Here is a 24,099-nt window from a genome sequence, read left to right on the forward strand (position 1 = left end):
CGCCCGGCCACCGGCCGGCACCGGCGCGAACGCACCGCGCACCGAAGAAAAACGGCGGTGGGGCGCCCCTCCCAGGAGGGACGCCCCACCGCCGTTCCGTGTCCGGCCGGTCAGCGGCCGTTCGCCGGCAGCCAGCCCGTCTGGACCAGCTGCGCACCGCGCTTACGCGTGATGAACGTGGCCCGTCCGGGCGTCAGGCTCTGGCCCTTGATGTTGCCCATCAGCGGACCCTCGGCCGGATCGGCGGAGAGGATCAGACCCTGGGCACCGAGCTCCTTGGTGCGCTGCATCACGGGCTCGAAGGACGACCGTCCGGCACCCGAGGAGCTGCGCGCGATGATGAGGCGCAGACCCAGGTCACGGGCGAACGGCAGGTACTCCAGCAGCGGCTGCAGCGGGTTGCCGCTGCTGGTCGCCACCAGGTCGTAGTCGTCCACGATGACGAACGCGTCCGGCAGGTCGTACCAGCTGCGGTTGCGCAGCTGCTCCGGCGTGACGTCCGGGCCCGGCATCCGCCGGCCCAGCGAACCGGCCAGACCGCTGATGACCTCCTGCAACTGCGGCCCCGCGGCGCAGTACTTGTACAGGTGGCTCTCGGGAACCTCGCCGAGCAGCGCACGACGGTAGTCGGAGACCACCATCAGCGCCTTGTCGGACGGGTACCGCTCGGCGATCTGCTTGGTCAGCAGGCGCAGCAGCGACGACTTGCCGGACTCGCTCTCGCCGTAGATGACCAGCAGCGGGTCGGTCTCGAAGTCGATGAACGCCGGCGACAGCGTCGTCTCGTCGACACCGATCGCGATCCCGTGGTCCGGGTAGTCGCTGCCCTTGGGCAGCTCGTTGACGTGCAGCATCGTCGGCAGCATCCGCACCGCGGGGGCGGGGTCGCCCTGCCAGTGCTCGCTGACCGTCGACACCAGGTTCGCGATGCCGTCGCTGAGCGTCTCCGGGTCGCTCATCCCGTCCAGCCGCGGCAGCGCCGCCAGGAAGTCGAGCTTCTCGGGGGACATACCGCGACCGGGCTTGCCCATCGGGACGTTCTCCGCGCGCTTGCGGTCGAACTCCGACTCCATCGGGTCACCCAGGCGCAGCTCGACGCGGTTGAGGAGCTGGTCGCGCAGCGCGGGACGCACCTCGGTGTAGCGCGCGCCGGCGATGATCAGGTGGACACCGAAACCGAGACCCCGGGCGGCGATGTCCAGGATCACCGGGTCCATCTGCTCGTAGTCGGTCTTGAACGTCGCCCAGCCGTCGATGACCAGGAAGACGTCGCCCCACTTCTGGTCGGGGTAGGTGCCCGCGGCCCGCCGCTGGCGGTAGGTCCCGATCGAGTCGATGTTGTTGGCCCGGAAGAACTCCTCACGCTCGTTGAGGATGCCGACGACCTCGGAGACCGTACGGCGCACCTTCTCCGCGTCCAGACGCGAGGCGACACCACCGATGTGCGGCAGGCCCTCCATGGACAGCATGCCGCCGCCACCGAAGTCGAGGCAGTAGAACTGCACCTCGGCCGGGGTGTGGGTGAGCGCGAACGAGGCGATGGCGGACCGGATCAGCGTGGACTTACCGGACTGCGGACCACCCACGACCAGACCGTGACCGGCACCGGCGGAGAAGTCCAGGTACATCACGTCACGCCGCTGCTCGAACGGCTTGTCCACCAGCGCGACCGGCACCACGAGCTTGCCGAGCGCGGTGTACTCCGGTGCGTGCACACCCCGTTCGGGCGTGACCGCGAGCGTCGGCAGCAGCTGGTTGACCGTCGGCGGCTCGTCCAGCGGCGGCAGCCACACCTGGTGCGCCGGCGGGCCCTGGCCCTGCATGCGCTGGACGATGACATCGAGCACGGTGTCGGCGAGCGCGTCGTCCTGTTCCGGGGCGACCGGCTCGACCGGCGTGGGGTCCTCGATGATCTGCTCGACGACCGGGGCCGCCGTGAACGGCACCGGCAGCCGCCGCGTCCGGCTGCCGCCGGCGCCGCCGCCGGCACCGGGACCGCGGTAGGGACCCGAGACGTACGCGGCCTTGAACTGGACCATCGTCTCGGTGTCGTACTTGAGGATGCCGGAACCGGGGACGTTCGGCAGGTGGTAGGCGTCCGGCACACCGATCGCGGTCCGCGACTCGGCCGCGGAGAACGTCCGCAGACCCAGCCGGTAGGACAGGAAGGTGTCCAGACCGCGCAGCTTGCCCTCTTCCAGACGCTGCGAGGCGAGCAGCATGTGCACACCCATCGACCGGCCGATACGGCCGATCTGGATGAACATGTCGATGAAGTCGGGCTTGGCGGTCAGCAGCTCGGAGAACTCGTCGAGCACCATCACCAGCGACGGCAGCGGGTCCAGGGGCGCACCCGCGGCACGTGCCTTCTCGTAGTCGGTGATGTTGGCGTAGTTGCCCGCGGAGCGCAGCAGCTCCTGACGGCGCTGGAGTTCACCGGTGATCGAGTCGCGCATGCGGTCGATCAGGGTGACGTCCTCACCGAGGTTGGTGATGACGGCCGCGACGTGCGGCATCTCGGACATACCGGTGAAGGTGGCGCCACCCTTGAAGTCCGCGAGGATGAAGTTGAGGGTCTCCGAGGAGTGGGTCACCGCGAGCGCGAGCACCAGGGTGCGCAGCACCTCGGACTTACCGGAACCGGTCGCACCGACACACAGACCGTGCGGGCCCATGCCCTCCTGCGAGGCCTCCTTGATGTCGAGCATGACGGGCTGGCCGTCCTTGTCGACACCGATCGGCACCCGCAGCCGCTCGTGGAGCGTGCGCGGCCGCCAGGTACGCGACACATCGACGGAACCGGCGTCACCGAGGTTCAGCAGATCGGTGAAGTCCAGGTTCGACAGCAGCGGTTCTTCGCCGTCGGCACCGGAACCCGCCCGCAGCGGGGCCAGCTGGCGCGCCAGGGACTCCGACTCGGCGATCGACAGGGTGTCGCAGACACCGTGGTAGACCGCGCCGCTGGCCGACTCCAGCACCAGCTTGCCCGGCTGGACCTGTACGGCCAGACCGCCCCGGATCTCGTCCAGATCACCCGGTACGACCTCCAGGATGGTGACGCCCTGCAGGCCCTCGGCCCCGGCGATCACCGAGTCCATCGGCACATCGCCGCCGTCCAGCACGATCACCACATGCGGGGAGTCGGTCACCGGAGTGCCCTGCGGGTTGAACCGGCCACGGCCGTCCAGGTCGTCCGCGAGCAGCTCCTCGACCTCACCGAGGTCGCCGACGACCAGCCGGCGCGAACCGGCGCCGTCCGTGGTCTTGTCCTGCACGTGCGGCAGCCACTTCGTCCACTCCCACTCCGCCTGCGCACCGGGCGCGGCGACGACCGCGACCATCAGGTCCTCGGGCGAGTGCAGAGTGCACAGCTGGGCGATGACGGCGCGCGAGGCGCCGTAGACCGTGTCGGGGTCACCGGAGACGGTCAGGTGGTAGAAGGCACGCAGCGAGACCGCCAGCGGCAGGTTGTCCAAGTGCCCGTGCTTGTCCAGGAACTCCTTCATCGCATGCGCGGTGAGCGGCTCCAGCTCGTCGACCGGAGCGGTCTCCGGAGCCCGCAGGGGAGTGGCCAGCTGCTGCGGCCCGAGCCCCAGCCGTACCTGTCCGAAGTCCGGATCGCCCGACCGGCGCTCCCATACCCGTTTGCCCTCGGCCACGATGGACCACAACTGGCTCGGGTCGGGGTGGGTGTACAGCTGGGCGTCCCGCTGCTTGCGCGCGGTGCGCCGTACCTCTTTTCGCTTCTGCGTAAGGTACTTGAGGTAATCCTGGCGCTCTTGGAGCATTTGCCCGGAAGGCCCTTGGCGGGCCTTGACGATCTGCACGATCGCCATTGCCAGAGTGGACGCCACCATAAAGCCGCCCATGATTTTCATGAACGGCTGATTGCCCATGAACAAGAATCCCGCTGAGGACGCCATGCCCATCATGGGCATAAGGGTCATCAGCATGTTCTCTGATTCACCCTCACGCGGAAGCTCCGGAGGTGCCTCGAGTGTCACCTCCTCCGAGGGGACTTCGGGTGGCAGCGCGCGGGGCGGGCGCTTGACGATGACAACGCTCACCGAGGCATCAGTCCTTCATGCATCTCGCAGTCTCGGACCGCCCCCGTTGGATTCGACGGTCCCCCGGGCCAAGTACTTGGCCCGACGCAGGCGTTGATCCTACTGTTAAGCGTCAAGTCTCGGGGCGGGTGGGGCGGCCGCTGAATTGGACGGTACGCTGACGCCTCGCGAGCGTGCCCCAGCCCCGTGGAGACGGCTCTATATATAGGGCGCGCGACGCGACAAAACGCCCAACGGATAGGGGGAACCGCCAGGTGAGCACGAGCACTGGCACCGGCTTTTGCCGGGTCACAGTCGCCGCGCCGGACGCACGGATCGACGTGGCTCTGCCGGAGGACGTCGCACTCGTGGACATTTATCCGGAGATTCTGCGGCTCTCCGGTCAGTCCCAGGCGGAGGGCGCCCCGACCGGCTATCACCTTGTACGCCGCGACGGCACGGTACTTGACGCCGGTCAGTCGCTCGCGCAGCAGCAGATCCTCGACGGCGACCTCCTTCTTCTGAAGCCGTTCGCCGAGTCGCTGCCGCTCCCGGTCTTCGACGATGTCTCCGACGCCGTCGCCTCCGCGGTCAAGCGCAACCGCAGCCGCTGGAGCGACGACCTCATGCATGTCGTCGGCCTCACCGCCGGTGTGCTCCTGCTCGTCATGATGGCGTTCGCCCTGTGGTTCTCGAACCCCATCGACCGCGACATGCACCGCCTGCCCGGCATCATCGCCGGTGTCGTCGGCATCGTCCTGGTCGCCCTGGCCGGCGTCCGCGCCCGCGTCTACGACGACCACGGCTCCTCCATCGCGCTGGGCCTGGCAGCACTTCCGCATCTGCTGCTCGCCGGCTCCGGCATCTTCCCCGTCGAGGAGGGCGCCGGCCCCGGCCGGCTGCACCTCCTCGTCGGCTGTGTGACCGTGCTGATCGCCTCCGCGCTCCTGGTGGTCCTGCTGCCGCGCGGTGACGCACCCTTCGTCGCCGCCGCGTTCCTCTCCGCCATGGGCACCCTCGCGGTCTTCGCCGCGATCCTCACCGACGCCGGGCCCAGCGAGGTCGCCGCCGTCACCGCCGTCGTCGCCATCGCCCTGGTCGCCTGGCTGCCCGGCCTCTCCGCCCGCTTCGCCCGGCTGCCCATCGGCTACAAGTCGCCCGACCAGATCGCCAAGGGTTCCTACGACAACAGCGGCGAGACCGAGTCCGTCGACTTCGTCAAGATCGGCAACCAGGCCAAGCGCGGGCACGAGCTGCTGCTCGGCCTGGTCGCCGGCTGCGCCGCCCTGGTCGTCGGCTCGGCCGGTGCCGTCCTCGGCTTCTCCGACAACATGTGGGCCCAGCTGCTGGCGATGGCCGCGGGCATCACGATCATGCTCCGCGCCCGGCTCTTCGACTACACCGCGCAGGTCGCCTGCCTGACCATCGCGGGCATCCTGACGATCGTCCTGCTGATCCTGGGCATCGCGCTGAACCCGCCGACGGAGATCTTCGTCGAGCTGCAGCGCTTCCAGGACTCCGGTCCGCTGAACATCCGGACCGTCTGGTTCTCCAGCAGCATCGCGGCGGGCGCCGCCCTCCTGGTGGGCGTCGGCCTGGTCGTCCCGCGCAAGGGCGTCACCCCCTTCTGGGGCCGGATCTTCGACCTCTTCGACGGTCTGATCCTGCTGTCCCTGGTGCCGCTGTGCCTGGCGGTCCTGGACGTGTACGCCACGGTGCGCGGCCTCACCGGCAGCTAGCACCCCCGCTGCACCGGGCTTTTCCGCGGCCCCCCGACCAGCCGGTCGGGGGGCCGTTGCCAGCTGGTACGCTGTGTGACGGCCCGGTCGAGTCATCCAAGATTCCCTGTGAAGCAAATCCAGGGGCGCTCACGGGCCGAAACCAAGAGGAGTACCGCGTGTCGCTCGACGCCGCCACGAAGAAGCAGATCATGGCCGAGTTCGCCACCAAGGAGGGTGACACCGGTTCCCCCGAGGTTCAGGTCGCGATGCTCTCCCGTCGCATCTCGGACCTGACCGAGCACCTCAAGACCCACAAGCACGACCACCACTCCCGCCGTGGTCTGCTGCTGCTCGTCGGCCAGCGCCGTCGCCTGCTGCAGTACCTGGCGAAGAAGGACATCACGCGCTTCCGTGCGCTGGTCGAGCGCCTGGGCATCCGCCGCGGCGCGGCGGGCGCCAAGTAAGACGCCGTAGAGGGAGCGGTTCCCACCGGGGGCCGCTCCCTTTGCCATATGCACCGGATCTCCGCCCCGCCGCGAGGTGGACGGAAGCTTTGTAGTCTGGTGCCATATCGCAAAAAGCGAACGCGGTAGGAGCGCCACCTGGCCGCCGGTCCTCGGTAGTGGCCCCCGGATGATCCATGGAGATCCATGGCCCTCGCTCCGGGTGCTTCGATCGAAGACCGGCCCGTTCCGGCGCTCCACCGAAGACGGTCCCCTGCCACACGGGCAGCGGACACATACGAGGAGATATTCCTGGTGGAGAACGAGACCCACTACGCCGAAGCCGTGATCGACAACGGTTCCTTCGGCACCCGCACCATCCGCTTCGAGACGGGCCGCCTGGCCAAGCAGGCCGCCGGTTCCGCCGTGGCGTACCTGGACGACGACACCATGGTGCTGTCGGCCACCTCCGCTTCCAAGACGCCGAAGGACCAGCTGGACTTCTTCCCGCTGACCGTCGACGTCGAGGAGCGGATGTACGCAGCCGGGAAGATCCCCGGTTCCTTCTTCCGCCGTGAGGGCCGCCCCTCCGAGGACGCGATCCTCACCTGCCGCCTGATCGACCGGCCGCTGCGCCCCTCCTTCAAGAAGGGCCTGCGCAACGAGATCCAGATCGTCGAGACGGTCATGGCGCTCAACCCCGACCACCTCTACGACGTGGTCGCCATCAACGCCGCCTCCTGCTCCACGCAGCTGGCCGGCCTGCCCTTCTCCGGCCCGGTCGGCGGCACCCGTGTCGCCCTGATCAACGGCCAGTGGGTGGCGTTCCCGACCCACAGCGAGCTCGAGAACGCCGTCTTCGACATGGTCGTGGCCGGCCGCGTCCTCCCGGACGGCGACGTCGCGATCATGATGGTCGAGGCCGAGGCCACCGAGAAGACCATCCAGCTGGTCAAGGACGGCGCCGAGGCCCCGACCGAAGAGGTCGTCGCCGCCGGTCTGGAAGCCGCCAAGCCCTTCATCAAGGTCCTGTGCAAGGCCCAGTCGGACCTCGCCGCCAAGGCCGCCAAGCCCGTCGGTGAGTTCCCGATCTTCCTCGACTACCAGGACGACGTCCTGGAGGCGCTCACCGCCGCGGTCAAGGACGAGCTCTCCCAGGCGCTGACCATCGCCGGCAAGCAGGAGCGCGAGACCGAGCTGGACCGCGTCAAGGGCGTGGCCGCCGAGAAGCTGCTCCCGCAGTTCGAGGGCCGCGAGAAGGAGATCTCCGCCGCGTACCGTTCGCTGACCAAGAGCCTGGTCCGTGAGCGCGTCATCAAGGAGAAGAAGCGCATCGACGGCCGCGGCGTCACGGACATCCGTACGCTCGCCGCCGAGGTCGAGGCCATCCCGCGGGTGCACGGTTCCGCCCTGTTCGAGCGTGGCGAGACCCAGATCCTGGGCGTCACCACCCTCAACATGCTCCGCATGGAGCAGCAGCTGGACACCCTCTCCCCGGTGACCCGCAAGCGCTACATGCACAACTACAACTTCCCGCCGTACTCCGTCGGTGAGACCGGCCGCGTGGGTGCGCCCAAGCGCCGGGAGATCGGCCACGGTGCGCTCGCCGAGCGCGCCATCGTGCCGGTGCTGCCGACCCGCGAGGAGTTCCCCTACGCGATCCGCCAGGTCTCCGAGGCGCTGGGCTCCAACGGCTCGACGTCCATGGGCTCGGTCTGCGCCTCGACCATGTCGCTGCTGAACGCCGGTGTGCCCCTCAAGGCCCCGGTCGCCGGTATCGCCATGGGCCTGATCTCCCAGGAGATCGACGGCCAGACCCACTACGTCGCCCTCACCGACATCCTCGGTGCGGAGGACGCCTTCGGCGACATGGACTTCAAGGTCGCCGGCACGAAGACCTTCGTGACCGCCCTCCAGCTGGACACCAAGCTGGACGGCATCCCGGCCTCCGTCCTGGCCGCCGCGCTCAAGCAGGCCCGCGACGCCCGTCTGCACATCCTCGATGTGATGAACGAGGCCATCGACGTTCCGGACGAGATGTCCCCGAACGCCCCGCGGATCATCACCGTCAAGATCCCGGTGGACAAGATCGGTGAGGTCATCGGCCCCAAGGGCAAGATGATCAACCAGATCCAGGAGGACACCGGCGCCGACATCACGATCGAGGACGACGGCACGATCTACATCGGTGCCGCCGACGGCCCGGCCGCCGAGGCCGCCCGCGCCACGATCAACGGCATCGCCAACCCGACCATGCCGGAGGTCGGCGAGCGCTACCTGGGCACGGTCGTCAAGACCACCACCTTCGGTGCGTTCGTCTCCCTGCTCCCGGGCAAGGACGGTCTGCTCCACATCTCGCAGATCCGCAAGCTCGCCGGTGGCAAGCGGGTGGAGAACGTCGAGGACGTGGTCGCGGTCGGCGCCAAGGTCCAGGTCGAGATCGCCGAGATCGACCAGCGCGGCAAGCTCTCCCTGATCCCCGTGATCGAGGAAGAGGACGCGGCCGCGGACACGAAGGACGACGCCGCCAAGTGACGTCTCGTACGCACACGACGACGGCCCGCACCTCCACGGAGGGGCGGGCCGTCGCCCGTACCCAAACGCTTCTCAAGGGCACCGCGGGCGCCGGTACGGTCCGCCGGACCACCCTCCCCGGCGGCCTGCGCATCGTCACCGAGACGCTGCCGACGGTCCGCTCCGTCACCTTCGGGATCTGGGCGAACGTCGGCTCCCGTGACGAGACCCCGTCCCTGAACGGCGCCACGCACTACCTTGAGCACCTGCTCTTCAAGGGCACCGAGCGGCGCAGCGCGCTGGACATCTCCGCCGCCATCGACGCGGTCGGCGGCGAGATGAACGCCTTCACCGCGAAGGAGTACACCTGCTACTACGCGCGGGTGCTCGACACCGATCTGCCGCTCGCCATAGACGTGGTGTGCGACATGCTCACCGGCTCGCTGGTGGAGGCCGAGGACGTGGACGCCGAGCGCGGCGTCATCCTCGAAGAGATCGCGATGACCGAGGACGACCCGGGCGACTGCGTGCACGACCTGTTCGCGCACACCATGCTCGGCGACACCCCGCTCGGCCGCCCGGTCCTGGGCACCGTCGACACCGTCAACGCCCTCACCCCCGAGCGCATCCGCCGCTTCTACAAGAAGCACTACGACCCCACGCACCTCGTCGTCACGGCCGCCGGCAACATCGACCACGCCAAGGTCGTCCGCCTGGTCCGCCGCGCCTTCGAGCAGGCCGGGGCCCTGGACCGGACGGACGCCACCCCGATGGCGCCGCGCTCCGGCGCCCGCGCCATCCGCACCGCCGGCCGCGTCGAACTGCTCAACCGCAAGACCGAGCAGGCCCATGTGATCCTCGGGATGCCCGGGATGGCGCGCACCGACGACCGGCGCTGGGCGATGGGCGTGCTGAACACCGCCCTGGGCGGCGGGATGAGCTCCCGCCTCTTCCAGGAGGTCCGCGAGAAGCGCGGCCTGGCCTACAGCGTGTACTCGTACACCTCGGGCTTCGCCGACTGCGGGCTGTTCGGCGTCTACGCCGGCTGCCGCCCGAGCCAGGTGCACGACGTCCTCAAGATCTGCCGCGACGAACTCGACCAGGTGGCGTCCCAGGGCCTCACCGACGACGAGATCCGCCGTGCGATCGGCCAGCTGCGCGGCTCGACCGTCCTCGGGCTGGAGGACACCGGCGCGCTGATGCACCGCATCGGCAAGAGTGAGCTGTGCTGGGGCGAGCAGATGTCGGTCGACGAGATGCTCGCGCGGATCGCCGCCGTCACCCCGGACGAGGTGCGCGAGGTGGCCCGGGACGTCCTGGGCACCCGCCCCTCGCTGTCCGTCATCGGCCCGCTGAAGGACCGGCAGGCGGCCCGGCTGGACGACGTCGTCGCGTAGGCCCCGCTGCGATACCACCAAGAGAGAGACGGGAAACGATGAGCAAGCTGCGCGTGGCCGTACTGGGAGCCCAGGGGCGCATCGGCTCCGAGGCCGTACGGGCCGTCGAGTCCGCCGAGGACATGGAGATGGTCGCCGGGCTGGGCCGGGGCGACAAGCTGGAGACGCTGGTCGAGGCCGGTGCCCAGGTCGTGGTCGAGCTGACCAACCCCGGCGCGGTGATGGGCAACCTCGACTTCTGTGTGCGTCACGGTATTCACGCGGTGGTCGGCACGACCGGGTGGACCGATGAGCGCCTCGCGCAGCTGCGCACCTCGCTCGCCGCCTCGCCCGGCGCGGGCGTCCTCATCGCCCCGAACTTCTCCATCGGCGCGGTGCTGACCATGCAGTTCGCCCAGCAGGCGGCCCGCTTCTTCGAGTCGGTCGAGGTCGTCGAGCTGCACCACCCGAAGAAGGCGGACGCCCCGTCCGGCACCGCCGCCCGCACCGCCCAGCTGATCGCCAAGGCCCGTGAGGAGGCCGGCTGCGCCCCGCAGCCGGACGCCACCAGCACCGCGCTGGACGGCGCCCGTGGCGCGGACGTGGACGGCGTCCCCGTGCACTCCGTACGGCTGCGCGGTCTGCTGGCCCACCAGGAGGTGCTCTTCGGCGGGGAGGGCGAGACCCTCACCATCCGCCATGACTCCCTCCACCACAGCAGCTTCATGCCGGGCATCCTGCTCGGTGTGCGCCGGGTGGTGAACACTCCGGGCCTGACCGTGGGCCTGGAAAACTTCCTCGACCTGGGCTGACGGGTATGGGCGGAAAGATCACGTACTTCTTCCTCGCCACCGTGCTGGTCCTGGTGTTCGGCGTGGTGGCGCTGGAGGGCGTACTCCTCCTGCTGACCGGTGAGCCGGCAGCCATGGGCATGGGAGCGGTGGCCTTCCTGCTGCCGTGCGTCGGCGGCTGGTTCCTCTGGCACAACACCCGCTTCGCCCGCGACGCCCACCGGCTGTCCCGGGCGCTGGAGGCAGAGGGCGGACTGCCCGCCGACGAGCTGCGGCGCACCCCCGGCGGCCGGATCGACCGGGACGCGGCCGACGAGGCCTTCGCCCGGCGGCAGGCCGAGACGGAGGAAGCCCCCGGCGACTGGCGTACGTGGTTCCGGCTCGCGGTCGCCTACCACGACGCCCGGGACACCCCGCGCGCCCGTAAGGCGATGCAGCGCGCCATCGCCCTGCACGACAACAAGCCCGTACCGGCCGCCTAGGCCGTCCTACGGATCAGGGCCGGCCGGATCCTGATCCGTAGGCGCGGCGGCGCCCGGGGCGGATGTGGGCCCGGAACTCAGGCGCGGTACTCCGCCGCCCATGCCTCCAGTACGTCCGCGGCCCGCTCGAAGGCCTCCGGACGGGACAGGAAGTCGCCGTTGTGGTCCGTGATCAGGGTCCGCAGCGGCTCACCCTGGGACCGCTCGATGATCAGGGCCTGGCCCTGCACCGTCCGCGGCAGCCCCAGCCAGCGCACCGGCTGCTGGCGGGTACGGACGGAGCCGATGGCGCTCCACGGCTCGGTCGCCGTACGCAGCAGGTTCACCTGGCGCAGACCGTGCGAGCTGACCCACAGACCGACGCGCAGCAGCCGTAGCGCGAGGGCGATCATCAGTGCCCCCACCACCGCACAGGCCGCGGCGCCGGGCAGCGAGCCGGCCATCGCGATGATCATCGCGGAGATCAGGACGAACGAGGCGAGCAGCAAAAGCACCGCCGCCGCCCCTACGCGCCACGGTCCGGGGCGGTAGGGACGGCGCCAGTGGTCGGGCTCGTCATGCGGGAGTGCGGCGGTATCCGCGGCACCGGTGTCGAGGTCGAGGTCGCGGTCGGCCGTCAGAAAGGGCAGGGGCACGGCTGATCCTCACTCATGGGCACGCTGACTGAAGCTGTGACCGGTGAGGTTATCGGGACCGGCGGAGCGGAACCACTTTGCGGCACGCCCCGCCCGTCCGTTCAGCGATGCGCCTCGGACTGATGCACCCGGCTCGGACCGGAACTGTCCTGCTGCAGGGCAGGAAGGCCGAACAGCAGGGCGCCGGCCAGGCCGCCCACGACTGTCAGCGTGATGAGAGACTGGCCGAGGAGCTGCGCGCGGGAAGCGCGCTGGCGCGGCGGGGGAGTGACATTGCTGCGGAACCGGTCTGCCTCGGCAACGAAGGCGAACGGGACGGGCTCTCGCCGGCGGAACATGAGCGGGCTCTCCTAGGAACCTCGAGGTGGGCACTGTCACAGGGTTAGACGTCTGCGGCGTCCGGTTGGTGCCCGTTTTCAGGGACTTCTGTGAAAAATATCAACTGCCGCTCCGCAGGCTGCTACAGAGCCGCCCGTTTTGCGGCTAACGCGGCATCACGTCGCATTTCCCGGACTGTCACCGGCGGGTCGTAGGCTGGGCGCGCACGAGGAACGAATGGAAGGAACCGCCGGTGTCCCAGACCCCTGCCGAGAGCACTGAGAGCCCCGACAGTGCAGCCGTCAGCTTCCGGAGCGAGGTGACGGTCGAGCTGGTCAAGCACAGCGCCGCGGACAGCGATGTGCTCTGGGCGGCCCGTGTCTCCACGGCCGGCGAGCAGTCCCTGGAGGAGCTCCAGAAGGACCCGGAGCGCTCCAAGGGGTTGATCAACTACCTCATGCGGGACCGGCACGGCAGCCCCTTCGAGCACAACTCCATGACGTTCTTCATCAGCGCGCCGATCTTCGTCTTCCGCGAGTTCATGCGGCACCGCGTCGGCTGGTCGTACAACGAGGAGTCCGGCCGCTACCGCCGCCTGGATCCGGTCTTCTACGTCCCCGGCCAGGACCGCAAGCTCGTCCAGCAGGGCCGCCCCGGCAAGTACGAATTCGTCGAGGGCACCCCGGCGCAGCAGGAGCTCACCGGCCGCGTCATGGAGGATTCCTACCGCCAGGCCTACGAGGCGTACCAGGAGATGCTCGCCGCCGGCGTCGCCCGCGAGGTCGCCCGCGCGGTGCTCCCCGTTGGCCTGTTCTCCTCCATGTACGCGACCTGCAATGCCCGCTCCCTGATGCACTTCCTGGGTCTGCGCACGCAGCACGAGCAGGCGAAGGTGCCCTCCTTCCCTCAGCGGGAGATCGAGATGGTCGGCGAGCAGATGGAGGCCCACTGGGCCAAGCTCATGCCGCTCACGTACGGCGCATTCAATGCGAATGGCCGGATCGCTCCGTAAGGCCCAGGTTGCGGGCCGGATGACGGAGCGCGCAGGACAGACGTGCGAAGTGTCCGGATTGCGGCATTTTGAGAAGTTCATCTACGCTGAACAGACGGACCCGGCACTGCTTGAACCCCCGAGCAGGCAGTGCCGGTGTCCACATCCCGGCTCCCCAGAGGCGCATCCCGCGGTGAGCTACGAGTAGCGTGGGACCCATGGCTCCGACTTCCACACCGCAGACCCCCTTCGGGCGGGTGCTGACCGCCATGGTCACGCCGTTCACGGCGGATGGCGCTCTCGATCTCGACGGCGCGCAGCGGCTCGCCGCCCATCTGGTGGACGCCGGCAATGACGGCCTCGTCGTCAACGGCACCACCGGAGAGTCCCCGACCACCAGCGATGCGGAGAAAGCGCAGCTGGTCCGCGCGGTGGTCGATGCGGTCGGCGATCGCGCCTTTGTCGTTGCCGGAGCCGGCACCAACGACACCCACCACAGCCTTGAGCTCGCCCGCGCCGCCCAGGACGCCGGCGCCCATGGCCTGCTCGCGGTGACCCCGTATTACAGCAAGCCCCCGCAGGAGGGCCTGCTCCGCCACTTCACGGCCATCGCGGACGCCACCGAGCTGCCGGTGATGCTCTACGACATCCCGGGCCGCAGCGGTGTCCCGATCAACACCGAGACCATCGTCCGGCTCGCCGAGCACCCCCGGATCGTCGCCAACAAGGACGCCAAGGGCGACCTCGGCCGCGCCAGCTGGGCGATCGCCCGCTCCAGCCTGGCCTGGTACAGCGGCGACGACATGCTGAACCTCCCGCTGCTCTCGGTCGGGGCCGTCGGCTTCGTCTCCGTGGTCGGCCATATCGTGACCCCCGAGCTGCGCGCGCTCCTGGACGCCCATCTCAATGGCGATGTCACCAAGGCCACCGAGATCCACCAGAAGCTGCTGCCCGTCTTCACCGGCATGTTCCGGACCCAGGGCGTCATCACGACCAAGGCCGCGCTCGGCCTCCAGGGACTGCCCGCCGGCCCGCTGCGGCTGCCGCTCGTCGAGCTCTCCCCCGAGGAGACCGAGCAGCTGACGCGCGATCTTGCCGCCGGCGGGGTACAGCTCTGATCACAGACTTCATAACTGAATACGGACCAACAATCGCCCTACAGCAAGTGCACGAATGTCATGCGCGCCACGTGCCCTCGACGGCAGCGTGGCGCGTGTGGTGAGGAGAGTCTTTTGAGTCATCCGCATCCTGAGCTCGGCGCTCCGCCGAAGCTTCCCAAGGGTGGCCTGCGCGTCACCCCCCTCGGCGGCCTGGGTGAAATCGGCCGCAACATGACGGTCTTCGAATTCGACGGCCGGCTGCTGATCGTCGACTGCGGAGTGCTCTTCCCCGAGGAGGAGCAGCCCGGAATCGACCTGATCCTTCCGGACTTCACGTCCATCAGGGACCGCCTCGACGACATCGACGGCATCGTGCTCACGCACGGCCACGAGGACCACATCGGTGCTGTCCCCTACCTCCTGCGCGAGAAGCCGGACATCCCCCTCATCGGCTCGAAGCTGACCCTCGCCCTGATCGAGGCCAAGCTTCAGGAGCACCGCATCCGCCCCTACACCCTTGAGGTGAAGGAGGGGCACACCGAGAGGATCGGCTCGTTCGACTGCGAGTTCGTCGCGGTCAACCACTCGATCCCCGACGCCCTGGCCGTCGCGATCCGCACCCCCGCGGGCATGGTCGTGCACACCGGCGACTTCAAGATGGACCAGCTCCCGCTGGACCGCCGTCTGACCGACCTCCCCGCCTTCGCGCGACTCGGCGAGGAAGGCATCGACCTTCTGCTCTCCGACTCCACGAACGCCGAGGTCCCGGGCTTCGTCCCGCCCGAGCGGGACATCTCCAACGTCCTGCGCACGGTGTTCGCCAACGCCCAGAAGCGCATCATCGTCGCCAGCTTCGCCAGCCATGTGCACCGCATCCAGCAGATCCTCGATGCCGCCCATGAGTACGGCCGCCGGGTCGCCTTCGTCGGCCGCTCGATGGTCCGCAACATGGGCATCGCCCGCGAGCTGGGCTATCTGAAGGTCCCCGCCGGCCTGGTCGTCGACGTCAAGGCGCTCGACGATCTTCCCGACGACGAGGTCGTGCTGGTCTGCACGGGTTCCCAGGGCGAGCCGATGGCCGCCCTCTCCCGGATGGCCAACCGCGATCACCAGATCAGGATCGTCCAGGGCGACACGGTGATCCTGGCCTCGTCCCTCATCCCGGGCAACGAGAACGCGGTCTACCGCGTGATCAACGGCCTCACCCGATGGGGCGCGGACGTGGTCCACAAGGGCAACGCCAAGGTCCATGTCTCGGGCCACGCCTCGGCCGGCGAGCTGCTGTACTTCTACAACATCTGCAAGCCGAAGAACCTCATGCCGGTGCACGGCGAATGGCGCCATCTGCGGGCCAACGCCGAGCTGGGCGCCCTGACCGGCGTACGGAAGGACCGGATCGTCATCGCCGAGGACGGCGTGGTGGTCGACCTGGTCGACGGCGTCGCCAAGATCGTCGGCAAGGTCCAGGCCGGCTATGTCTATGTCGACGGCCTCTCGGTCGGCGATGTCACCGAGGCCCACCTCAAGGACCGCCGCATCCTCGGCGACGAGGGCATCATCTCGGTCTATGTGGTCGTGGACAGCACCACCGGCAAGATCGTCGGCGGCCCGGACATCCACGCCCGTGGCTCGGGCATCGACGACGGCGCCTTCTCCGGCGTGATCCCCAAGATCGACGAGGCCCTGGCCAAGTCGGCCCAGGACGGCATCACGGAGCCCCACCAGCTCCAGCAGCTGGTCCGCCGCACCGTCGGCAAGTGGGTGTCGGACAACTACCGCCGCCGCCCGATGATCCTCCCCGTGGTCATCGAGGTCTGACGCACAGAGTCGTACGAACGTACTCAAGTAGGAGCGGGGCGCCCGGATTTGCATCCGGGCCCCCCGCTCCAGTACGTTTACGTCTCCGCCTGAACGGGAAGCGCCGCACGCCGTGCGTACGGAGCGTCCCGGGAAGACCGGGCGGAATTCCGACCCAGAGCAATCTGATAAAGTCGGATCAGCCGAAAGGCACCCCCCCCCGACGGGAAATCAGAACGAATTCGAGCCGGAAACGGAACGAAATCGGATCTGATAGAGTCGGAAACGCGAAGAAGCCGGAAGGCGGAAACGCAGCGGCGAAAATCGGGCCCGCAAGGATCTGATAGAGTCGGAAACGCAAGACCGAAGGGAAGCGCCCGGAGAGCCTGGTGAAACAGGCACAAAGGAAGCGTCCGTTCCTTGAGAACTCAACAGCGTGCCAAAAGTCAACGCCAGATATGTTGATACCCCGTCCACCGGAAACACTCCGGAGGATGAGGTTCCTTTGAAAAGCCCACCACGGCCCATGCGGTCGGGGTGGCACACACAGCGAGGACGCTGTGAACGAGAGGGCTTATTCCGCCCACTCGTTCCGCTCTCGTGTGTGTTGACCCGATTACGGGTAAACATTCACGGAGAGTTTGATCCTGGCTCAGGACGAACGCTGGCGGCGTGCTTAACACATGCAAGTCGAACGATGAACCTCCTTCGGGAGGGGATTAGTGGCGAACGGGTGAGTAACACGTGGGCAATCTGCCCTTCACTCTGGGACAAGCCCTGGAAACGGGGTCTAATACCGGATACGACTACCGACCGCATGGTCTGGTGGTGGAAAGCTCCGGCGGTGAAGGATGAGCCCGCGGCCTATCAGCTTGTTGGTGGGGTGATGGCCTACCAAGGCGACGACGGGTAGCCGGCCTGAGAGGGCGACCGGCCACACTGGGACTGAGACACGGCCCAGACTCCTACGGGAGGCAGCAGTGGGGAATATTGCACAATGGGCGAAAGCCTGATGCAGCGACGCCGCGTGAGGGATGACGGCCTTCGGGTTGTAAACCTCTTTCAGCAGGGAAGAAGCGAAAGTGACGGTACCTGCAGAAGAAGCGCCGGCTAACTACGTGCCAGCAGCCGCGGTAATACGTAGGGCGCAAGCGTTGTCCGGAATTATTGGGCGTAAAGAGCTCGTAGGCGGCTTGTCACGTCGGATGTGAAAGCCCGGGGCTTAACCCCGGGTCTGCATTCGATACGGGCAGGCTAGAGTTCGGTAGGGGAGATCGGAATTCCTGGTGTAGCGGTGAAATGCGCAGATATCAGGAGGAACACCGGTGGCGAAGGCGGATCTCTGGGCCGATACTGACGCTGAGGAGCGAAAGCGTGGGGAGCGAACAGGATTAGATACCCTGGTAGTCCACGCCGTAAACGTTGGGAACTAGGTGTGGGCGACATTCCACGTCGTCCGTGCCGCAGCTAACGCATTAAGTTCCCCGCCTGGGGAGTACGGCCGCAAGGCTAAAACTCAAAGGAATTGACGGGGGCCCGCACAAGCAGCGGAGCATGTGGCTTAATTCGACGCAACGCGAAGAACCTTACCAAGGCTTGACATACACCGGAAAACCCTGGAGACAGGGTCCCCCTTGTGGTCGGTGTACAGGTGGTGCATGGCTGTCGTCAGCTCGTGTCGTGAGATGTTGGGTTAAGTCCCGCAACGAGCGCAACCCTTGTTCTGTGTTGCCAGCATGCCCTTCGGGGTGATGGGGACTCACAGGAGACTGCCGGGGTCAACTCGGAGGAAGGTGGGGACGACGTCAAGTCATCATGCCCCTTATGTCTTGGGCTGCACACGTGCTACAATGGCCGGTACAATGAGCTGCGATACCGCGAGGTGGAGCGAATCTCAAAAAGCCGGTCTCAGTTCGGATTGGGGTCTGCAACTCGACCCCATGAAGTCGGAGTTGCTAGTAATCGCAGATCAGCATTGCTGCGGTGAATACGTTCCCGGGCCTTGTACACACCGCCCGTCACGTCACGAAAGTCGGTAACACCCGAAGCCGGTGGCCCAACCCCTTGTGGGAGGGAATCGTCGAAGGTGGGACTGGCGATTGGGACGAAGTCGTAACAAGGTAGCCGTACCGGAAGGTGCGGCTGGATCACCTCCTTTCTAAGGAGCATCTAGATCTCGCAAGAGATCCAGAGCCACTACGTCGGCAAATGTTCGACGGTGGTTAGCTCATGGGTGGAACGTTGACTATTCGGCGCACTTGATTGGTTGTCACTAGTACTGCTTCGGCGTGGAACGTGGGGATTGATGGAGTGGGCCGGGCGCGCTGTTGGGTATCTGAGGGTACGGACTGTGAGTCTGGACCTTCGCGATGCCGGCCCCAGTGAACTCAGCCTTCGGGTTGGGGTGGTGGGTGGCTGGTCGTTGCTTGAGAACTGCACAGTGGACGCGAGCATCTGTGGCCAAGTTTTTAAGGGCGCACGGTGGATGCCTTGGCACCAGGAACCGATGAAGGACGTGGGAGGCCACGATAGGCCCCGGGGAGCTGTCAACCGAGCTTTGATCCGGGGGTGTCCGAATGGGGAAACCCGGCAGTCGTCATGGGCTGTCACCCGCTGCTGAACACATAGGCAGTGTGGAGGGAACGCGGGGAAGTGAAACATCTCAGTACCCGCAGGAAGAGAAAACAACCGTGATTCCGGGAGTAGTGGCGAGCGAAACCGGATGAGGCCAAACCAGTCACGTGTGATACCCGGCAGGGGTTGCGTGGTTGGGGTTGTGGGAGTTCTCTTTTGCAGTCTGCCGGCTGTGAGGCAAGTCAGAAACCGTTGGTGTAGGCGAAGGACATGCGAAAGGTCCGGCGTAGAGGGTAAGACCCCCGTAGCTGAAACATCAACGGCTTGCTTGAGAACCACCCAAGTAGCACGGGGCCCGAGAAATCCCGTGTGAATCTGGCGGGACCACCCGTTAAGCCTAAATATTCCCTGGTGACCGATAGCGGATAGTACCGTGAGGGAATGGTGAAAAGTACCGCGGGAGCGGAGTGAAATAGTACCTGAAACCGTGTGCCTACAAGCCGTGGGAGCGTCGCGCAGAGACTTGTCTCTGCGTCGTGACTGCGTGCCTTTTGAAGAATGAGCCTGCGAGTTTGCGGTATGTTGCGAGGTTAACCCGTGTGGGGAAGCCGTAGCGAAAGCGAGTCCGAATAGGGCGTTGAGTAGCGTGCCCAAGACCCGAAGCGGAGTGATCTAGCCATGGGCAGGTTGAAGCGGAGGTAAGACTTCGTGGAGGACCGAACCCACCAGGGTTGAAAACCTGGGGGATGACCTGTGGTTAGGGGTGAAAGGCCAATCAAACTCCGTGATAGCTGGTTCTCCCCGAAATGCATTTAGGTGCAGCGTCGTGTGTTTCTTGCCGGAGGTAGAGCACTGGATAGGCGATGGGCCCTACCGGGTTACTGACCTTAGCCAAACTCCGAATGCCGGTAAGTGAGAGCGCGGCAGTGAGACTGTGGGGGATAAGCTCCATGGTCGAGAGGGAAACAGCCCAGAGCATCGACTAAGGCCCCTAAGCGTGTGCTAAGTGGGAAAGGATGTGGAGTCGCAGAGACAACCAGGAGGTTGGCTTAGAAGCAGCCATCCTTGAAAGAGTGCGTAATAGCTCACTGGTCAAGTGATTCCGCGCCGACAATGTAGCGGGGCTCAAGCACACCGCCGAAGTCGTGTCATTGCAGTAATACTCCCAACGGAGGCTGTGATGGGTAGGGGAGCGTCGTGTGCCGGGTGAAGCAGCCGTGGAAACGAGTTGTGGACGGTTCACGAGTGAGAATGCAGGCATGAGTAGCGATACACACGTGGGAAACGTGTGCGCCGATTGACTAAGGGTTCCTGGGTCAAGCTGATCTGCCCAGGGTAAGTCGGGACCTAAGGCGAGGCCGACAGGCGTAGTCGATGGACAACCGGTTGATATTCCGGTACCCGCTTTGAAACGCCCAATATCGAATCCATTAATGCTAAGGCCGTGAAGCCGGCCTGGAGTCTTCGGACAAAGGGACGTGGTGGAGCCGCCGATCCAAGGTGGTAGTAGGTAAGCGATGGGGTGACGCAGGAAGGTAGTCCAGCCCGGGCGGTGGTTGTCCCGGGGTAAGGGTGTAGCCCGTCATCTAGGCAAATCCGGATGACTTGAGGGTGAGACCTGATGCCGAGCCGATTGTGGTGAAGTGGATGATCCTATGCTGTCGAGAAAAGCCTCTAGCGAGTTTCATGGCGGCCCGTACCCTAAACCGACTCAGGTGGTCAGGTAGAGAATACCGAGGCGTTCGGGTGAACTATGGTTAAGGAACTCGGCAAAATGCCCCCGTAACTTCGGGAGAAGGGGGGCCATTGCTGGTGATGAGTCTTGCACTCTGAGCTGGTGGTGGCCGCAGAGACCAGCGAGAAGCGACTGTTTACTAAAAACACAGGTCCGTGCGAAGCCGTAAGGCGATGTATACGGACTGACGCCTGCCCGGTGCTGGAACGTTAAGGGGACCGGTTAGTCAACTTTCGGGTTGGCGAAGCTGAGAACTTAAGCGCCAGTAAACGGCGGTGGTAACTATAACCATCCTAAGGTAGCGAAATTCCTTGTCGGGTAAGTTCCGACCTGCACGAATGGCGTAACGACTTCTCGACTGTCTCAACCATAGGCCCGGTGAAATTGCATTACGAGTAAAGATGCTCGTTTCGCGCAGCAGGACGGAAAGACCCCGGGACCTTTACTATAGCTTGATATTGGTGTTCGGTTCGGCTTGTGTAGGATAGGTGGGAGACTTTGAAGCGGCCACGCCAGTGGTTGTGGAGTCATTGTTGAAATACCACTCTGGTCGTGCTGGATGTCTAACCTGGGTCCGTGATCCGGATCAGGGACAGTGTCTGGTGGGTAGTTTAACTGGGGCGGTTGCCTCCTAAAGAGTAACGGAGGCGCCCAAAGGTTCCCTCAGCCTGGTTGGCAATCAGGTGTTGAGTGTAAGTGCACAAGGGAGCTTGACTGTGAGACTGACGGGTCGAGCAGGTACGAAAGTAGGGACTAGTGATCCGGCGGTGGCTTGTGGAAGCGCCGTCGCTCAACGGATAAAAGGTACCCCGGGGATAACAGGCTGATCTTCCCCAAGAGTCCATATCGACGGGATGGTTTGGCACCTCGATGTCGGCTCGTCGCATCCTGGGGCTGGAGTCGGTCCCAAGGGTTGGGCTGTTCGCCCATTAAAGCGGTACGCGAGCTGGGTTTAGAACGTCGTGAGACAGTTCGGTCCCTATCCGCTGTGCGCGTAGGAGTCTTGAGAAGGGCTGTCCCTAGTACGAGAGGACCGGGACGGACGAACCTCTGGTGTGCCAGTTGTCCTGCCAAGGGCATGGCTGGTTGGCTACGTTCGGAAAGGATAACCGCTGAAAGCATCTAAGCGGGAAGCCTGCTTCGAGATGAGGACTCCCACCCCCTTTGAGGGGTTAAGGCTCCCAGTAGACGACTGGGTTGATAGGCCAGATATGGAAGCCCGGTAACGGGTGGAGTTGACTGGTACTAATAGGCCGAGGGCTTGTCCTCAGTTGCTCGCGTCCACTGTGTAGGTTCTGAAGTAACGACCTGTGTTTTTGCCGGGTTGGTTAACTTCATAGTGTTTCGGTGGTCATTGCGTTAGGGAAACGCCCGGTTACATTCCGAACCCGGAAGCTAAGCCTTTCAGCGCCGATGGTACTGCAGGGGGGACCCTGTGGGAGAGTAGGACGCCGCCGAACAATTATTCAGCTCCGGTCCCTGAACCTCTGGTTCAGGGACCGGAGCTTTTTTGTTCTGCCCCCCGGGTGATGGGCGTAACTCGAAGTTCATCTCAGCTGACCAGGATCCGCTGTATGCGGACAGTAGGAACGCTCAAGTCGGCCGGTGTGCGTGCGGGTGATGAGGTCGTGGTGCCGGCGTATGGCAGCGCCGAAGTGGCCCGGGCCGTGGTGGAGTTGGGCGCGGTGCCGGTGTTCGCCGATGTGGACGGCGACAGCTACTGCCTCGATCCGGCCGCGGTGGCGGACGTGGTGACGACTCAGACCGCCGCCGTCGTGGCGGTCAACCGCTTCGGGCGGCGGGCGGACGCCGGCTGGATCCGTGAAGTGGGCCAGCGGCACGGACTGCTGGTGCTGGTGGAGGACGAGCCCGGAGCGGACCCGGCGGGCGCGGACCTGCGGCGGGCGCATGCGGCGTATCTGGACGGCAGGCTCAATGGCGTCCGGACGCCGACGCCGGCGGCGGGGCACACCTACGAGCAGTACGTGGTGCGGGTGCCGGGCAACGGGCGGCCGGACCGGGACGCGTTCGCGCGGACGTTGCGGGCCAAGGGCGTGGCGTGCAGTGTGCCCGTGCTGGCGCCGGTGTACCGGATGCCGGGGCTGCGACGGGATGTGTTTCTGCCGCAGACCGAGCGGGCGGTGGACGAGACGCTGGCGCTGCCCGTGCATGCGGGGATGTCGCGGCGGGAGCTGCACAAGATGGTCGGTGCGTGCAACGCGCTGGGCGGATTGCTGCAGCCCGCTTTTTAGTGAGCGGTGCCCGGGCGGTTCGAACCTGTCGCCGAGTTGGGGTAATATCTATTCCGCTGCCGCGCCCCAATAGCTCAGTCGGCAGAGCGTCTCCATGGTAAGGAGAAGGTCTACGGTTCGATTCCGTATTGGGGCTCCAGAGGAGAAAGGCCCCCGCCAAGTGGCGGGGGCCTTTGTCGTATCGGGACGCGGTGCCGCGGTACGCGTCAGTTTTGCGGGGCTTCGATATAGGCCAGGCCGTGGGCGCCGGATATGTCGGTGCGGTCGACTTCCAGGGTGGCGAGCGGGCTCAGGGTGGTGAGGTCGACGACGGTCACGGTGCTGGAGACGTTTCCGGAGACATAGCCGAGGCGGCCGTCGGGGGAGGAGGTGATGGTGAGGGGGAGCCGGCCGACCTCGACCTCAGCGAGGGGGGCGAGAGTATCGGCGGCGAAGACGGTCAGGGCTCCGGGGAGTTGGGCGCCGAGCGGTCCGCCGGGGGTGGTGTCCGGGCGCAGTTCGCCGGCGAGGAGCAGACCGGTCGACGTGGCGTGGACCGGCATGACCTGTCCCTTGGTGGGGAGGGTGCGGATGATTTCGTGGGTGGCGGTGTCGATGACGTGGATGCCCGTAGGCGCCGAGGACGGGGTGGCGAAGTCGGCCTTGGGAGCCGCCACATAGGCATGACGGCCTTCGGGGGCGATGGTGAGGCCTTCGCTGCCGGGGACGGGGATGCGGCCCGTGCACTCGCCGCGGTCGAGGTCGACGACGGAGACGAACGGGGCTTCCTTGTTGGTGGCGTAGCCGTACCGTCCGTCGGGGGTGATGGCGAACCAGTGCGGGCCGGGGGCCATGGTGGAGATGCGGCCGAGGCGGGCGTGGGTGCGGGTGTCGATGACCAGGACGCCGCCGGGCTCGGTGTCGGTGGCCTCGACGCTGGCGTACAGGCGGCCGCGGGCGCGGTCGAGGGCCAGGCCGTGCGGGGCGTGGTCGGGGCTGGTGTCGAGGGTGTCGACGATGGTGCGGGTGTCGACGTCGATGACGGTGATCCGGTGGGCCCGGCCTTCGTGGGCGTGGTAAAAGCCGGAGCGGTAGGTGCTGGCGCAGTACAGCAGCCGGTGGTCCGGGTCGAAGCAGAGTTCGTGCGGCTGCGGCGGGAGTTGCAGCACCTCAAGACGTTCGTGGGTGGCGGCGTCGAAGAAGGTGACGGTCGGACCGGTCTGGCTGACGACGGCGAGCAGGTCGCCGGGCGAGCCGGCGGGTGTGGAAGTCATGGTCCGTATCGTGGGCGGCCGTGGGGAGTGACTCCAGTGCGGTGCGGGCAAGGGTGCCCTGCACCGTACGC

Annotated in this window: 14 protein-coding genes, 1 tRNA gene and 3 rRNA genes; 14 read left to right on the forward strand and 4 right to left on the reverse strand. The window is 66.4% G+C overall.

The window, feature by feature from the left end:
* Positions 1-110: 110 nt before the first annotated feature.
* Positions 111-4,067, reverse strand: coding sequence for a type VII secretion protein EccC (locus NUT86_RS29690; protein WP_026170315.1), 3,957 nt, complete (start codon positions 4,065-4,067; stop codon positions 111-113).
* A 254-nt stretch (positions 4,068-4,321) separates the two neighbouring features.
* Between NUT86_RS29690 and eccD the strand changes: the two genes are divergently transcribed.
* From eccD to NUT86_RS29720, 6 genes are all read left to right on the forward strand, one after another.
* A complete protein-coding gene (eccD, locus tag NUT86_RS29695; protein WP_018093354.1) occupies positions 4,322-5,785 on the forward strand; it encodes a type VII secretion integral membrane protein EccD in 1,464 nt (487 codons plus the stop codon).
* 158 nt (positions 5,786-5,943) lie between these two features.
* Positions 5,944-6,231 carry a 30S ribosomal protein S15 gene (gene rpsO, locus NUT86_RS29700; RefSeq protein ID WP_006602744.1) on the forward strand — a complete coding sequence of 96 codons (288 nt, stop codon included), beginning with the start codon at positions 5,944-5,946 and terminating at the stop codon, positions 6,229-6,231.
* A 294-nt stretch (positions 6,232-6,525) separates the two neighbouring features.
* Positions 6,526-8,745, forward strand: a complete 2,220-nt coding sequence (locus tag NUT86_RS29705) for a polyribonucleotide nucleotidyltransferase (RefSeq protein WP_018093353.1) — start codon at positions 6,526-6,528, stop codon at positions 8,743-8,745.
* Positions 8,742-10,121, forward strand: coding sequence for a M16 family metallopeptidase (locus tag NUT86_RS29710; RefSeq protein WP_093645217.1), 1,380 nt, complete (start codon positions 8,742-8,744; stop codon positions 10,119-10,121). The genes NUT86_RS29705 and NUT86_RS29710 overlap by 4 nt, the downstream gene beginning before the upstream one ends.
* A gap of 38 nt (positions 10,122-10,159) precedes the next feature.
* Positions 10,160-10,912, forward strand: coding sequence for a 4-hydroxy-tetrahydrodipicolinate reductase (dapB, locus tag NUT86_RS29715; protein WP_018093351.1), 753 nt, complete (start codon positions 10,160-10,162; stop codon positions 10,910-10,912).
* Positions 10,913-10,917: 5 nt separating this feature from the next.
* The gene (locus tag NUT86_RS29720) at positions 10,918-11,373 is read left to right on the forward strand and encodes a hypothetical protein (protein ID WP_274738429.1); all 456 of its coding nucleotides are present in this window, start codon (positions 10,918-10,920) and stop codon (positions 11,371-11,373) included.
* Positions 11,374-11,450: 77 nt separating this feature from the next.
* Here the strand turns inward: NUT86_RS29720 and NUT86_RS29725 are convergent, their stop codons facing one another.
* Together NUT86_RS29725 and NUT86_RS29730 are read right to left on the reverse strand one after the other, a co-directional pair.
* Complete coding sequence (locus NUT86_RS29725; protein WP_159485884.1) at positions 11,451-12,008, reverse strand: PH domain-containing protein; 558 nt, start codon at positions 12,006-12,008, stop codon at positions 11,451-11,453.
* Between the two features lie 101 nt (positions 12,009-12,109).
* A complete protein-coding gene (locus tag NUT86_RS29730; protein ID WP_018093348.1) occupies positions 12,110-12,346 on the reverse strand; it encodes a hypothetical protein in 237 nt (78 codons plus the stop codon).
* 233 nt (positions 12,347-12,579) lie between these two features.
* On the opposite strand from NUT86_RS29730, the gene thyX reads away from it, so the two are divergent.
* The 8 genes from thyX to NUT86_RS29770 all read left to right on the forward strand — a co-directional run bounded on the left by thyX (position 12,580) and on the right by NUT86_RS29770 (position 22,914).
* Positions 12,580-13,338, forward strand: coding sequence for an FAD-dependent thymidylate synthase (gene thyX, locus NUT86_RS29735; protein WP_018093347.1), 759 nt, complete (start codon positions 12,580-12,582; stop codon positions 13,336-13,338).
* Between the two features lie 197 nt (positions 13,339-13,535).
* The gene (gene dapA / locus NUT86_RS29740) at positions 13,536-14,435 is read left to right on the forward strand and encodes a 4-hydroxy-tetrahydrodipicolinate synthase (protein ID WP_018093346.1); all 900 of its coding nucleotides are present in this window, start codon (positions 13,536-13,538) and stop codon (positions 14,433-14,435) included.
* A gap of 114 nt (positions 14,436-14,549) precedes the next feature.
* A complete protein-coding gene (locus tag NUT86_RS29745) occupies positions 14,550-16,235 on the forward strand; it encodes a ribonuclease J (RefSeq protein WP_018093345.1) in 1,686 nt (561 codons plus the stop codon).
* A gap of 608 nt (positions 16,236-16,843) precedes the next feature.
* Positions 16,844-18,372: ribosomal RNA gene (locus NUT86_RS29750) — 16S ribosomal RNA — on the forward strand.
* Positions 18,373-18,672: 300 nt separating this feature from the next.
* Positions 18,673-21,792, forward strand: a 23S ribosomal RNA gene (locus NUT86_RS29755).
* A 74-nt stretch (positions 21,793-21,866) separates the two neighbouring features.
* Positions 21,867-21,983: ribosomal RNA gene (rrf, locus tag NUT86_RS29760) — 5S ribosomal RNA — on the forward strand.
* Together the 16S, 23S and 5S rRNA genes form the textbook arrangement of a ribosomal RNA operon.
* A 114-nt stretch (positions 21,984-22,097) precedes the next feature.
* Positions 22,098-22,775 (forward strand): DegT/DnrJ/EryC1/StrS family aminotransferase, encoded by a 678-nt coding sequence (locus NUT86_RS29765; RefSeq protein ID WP_093641463.1) that lies wholly within the window; start codon positions 22,098-22,100, stop codon positions 22,773-22,775.
* 63 nt (positions 22,776-22,838) lie between these two features.
* A tRNA-Thr gene (locus tag NUT86_RS29770) sits at positions 22,839-22,914 on the forward strand.
* Positions 22,915-22,981: 67 nt separating this feature from the next.
* On the opposite strand, the gene NUT86_RS29775 is transcribed toward NUT86_RS29770, so the two are convergent.
* A complete protein-coding gene (locus tag NUT86_RS29775) occupies positions 22,982-24,028 on the reverse strand; it encodes a YncE family protein (protein ID WP_274738430.1) in 1,047 nt (348 codons plus the stop codon).
* Between the last annotated feature and the right edge of the window lie 71 nt (positions 24,029-24,099).

The sequence above is a fragment of the Streptomyces sp. G7(2002) genome, assembly GCF_028870195.1.
Lineage (GTDB): Bacteria > Actinomycetota > Actinomycetes > Streptomycetales > Streptomycetaceae > Streptomyces > Streptomyces nigrescens.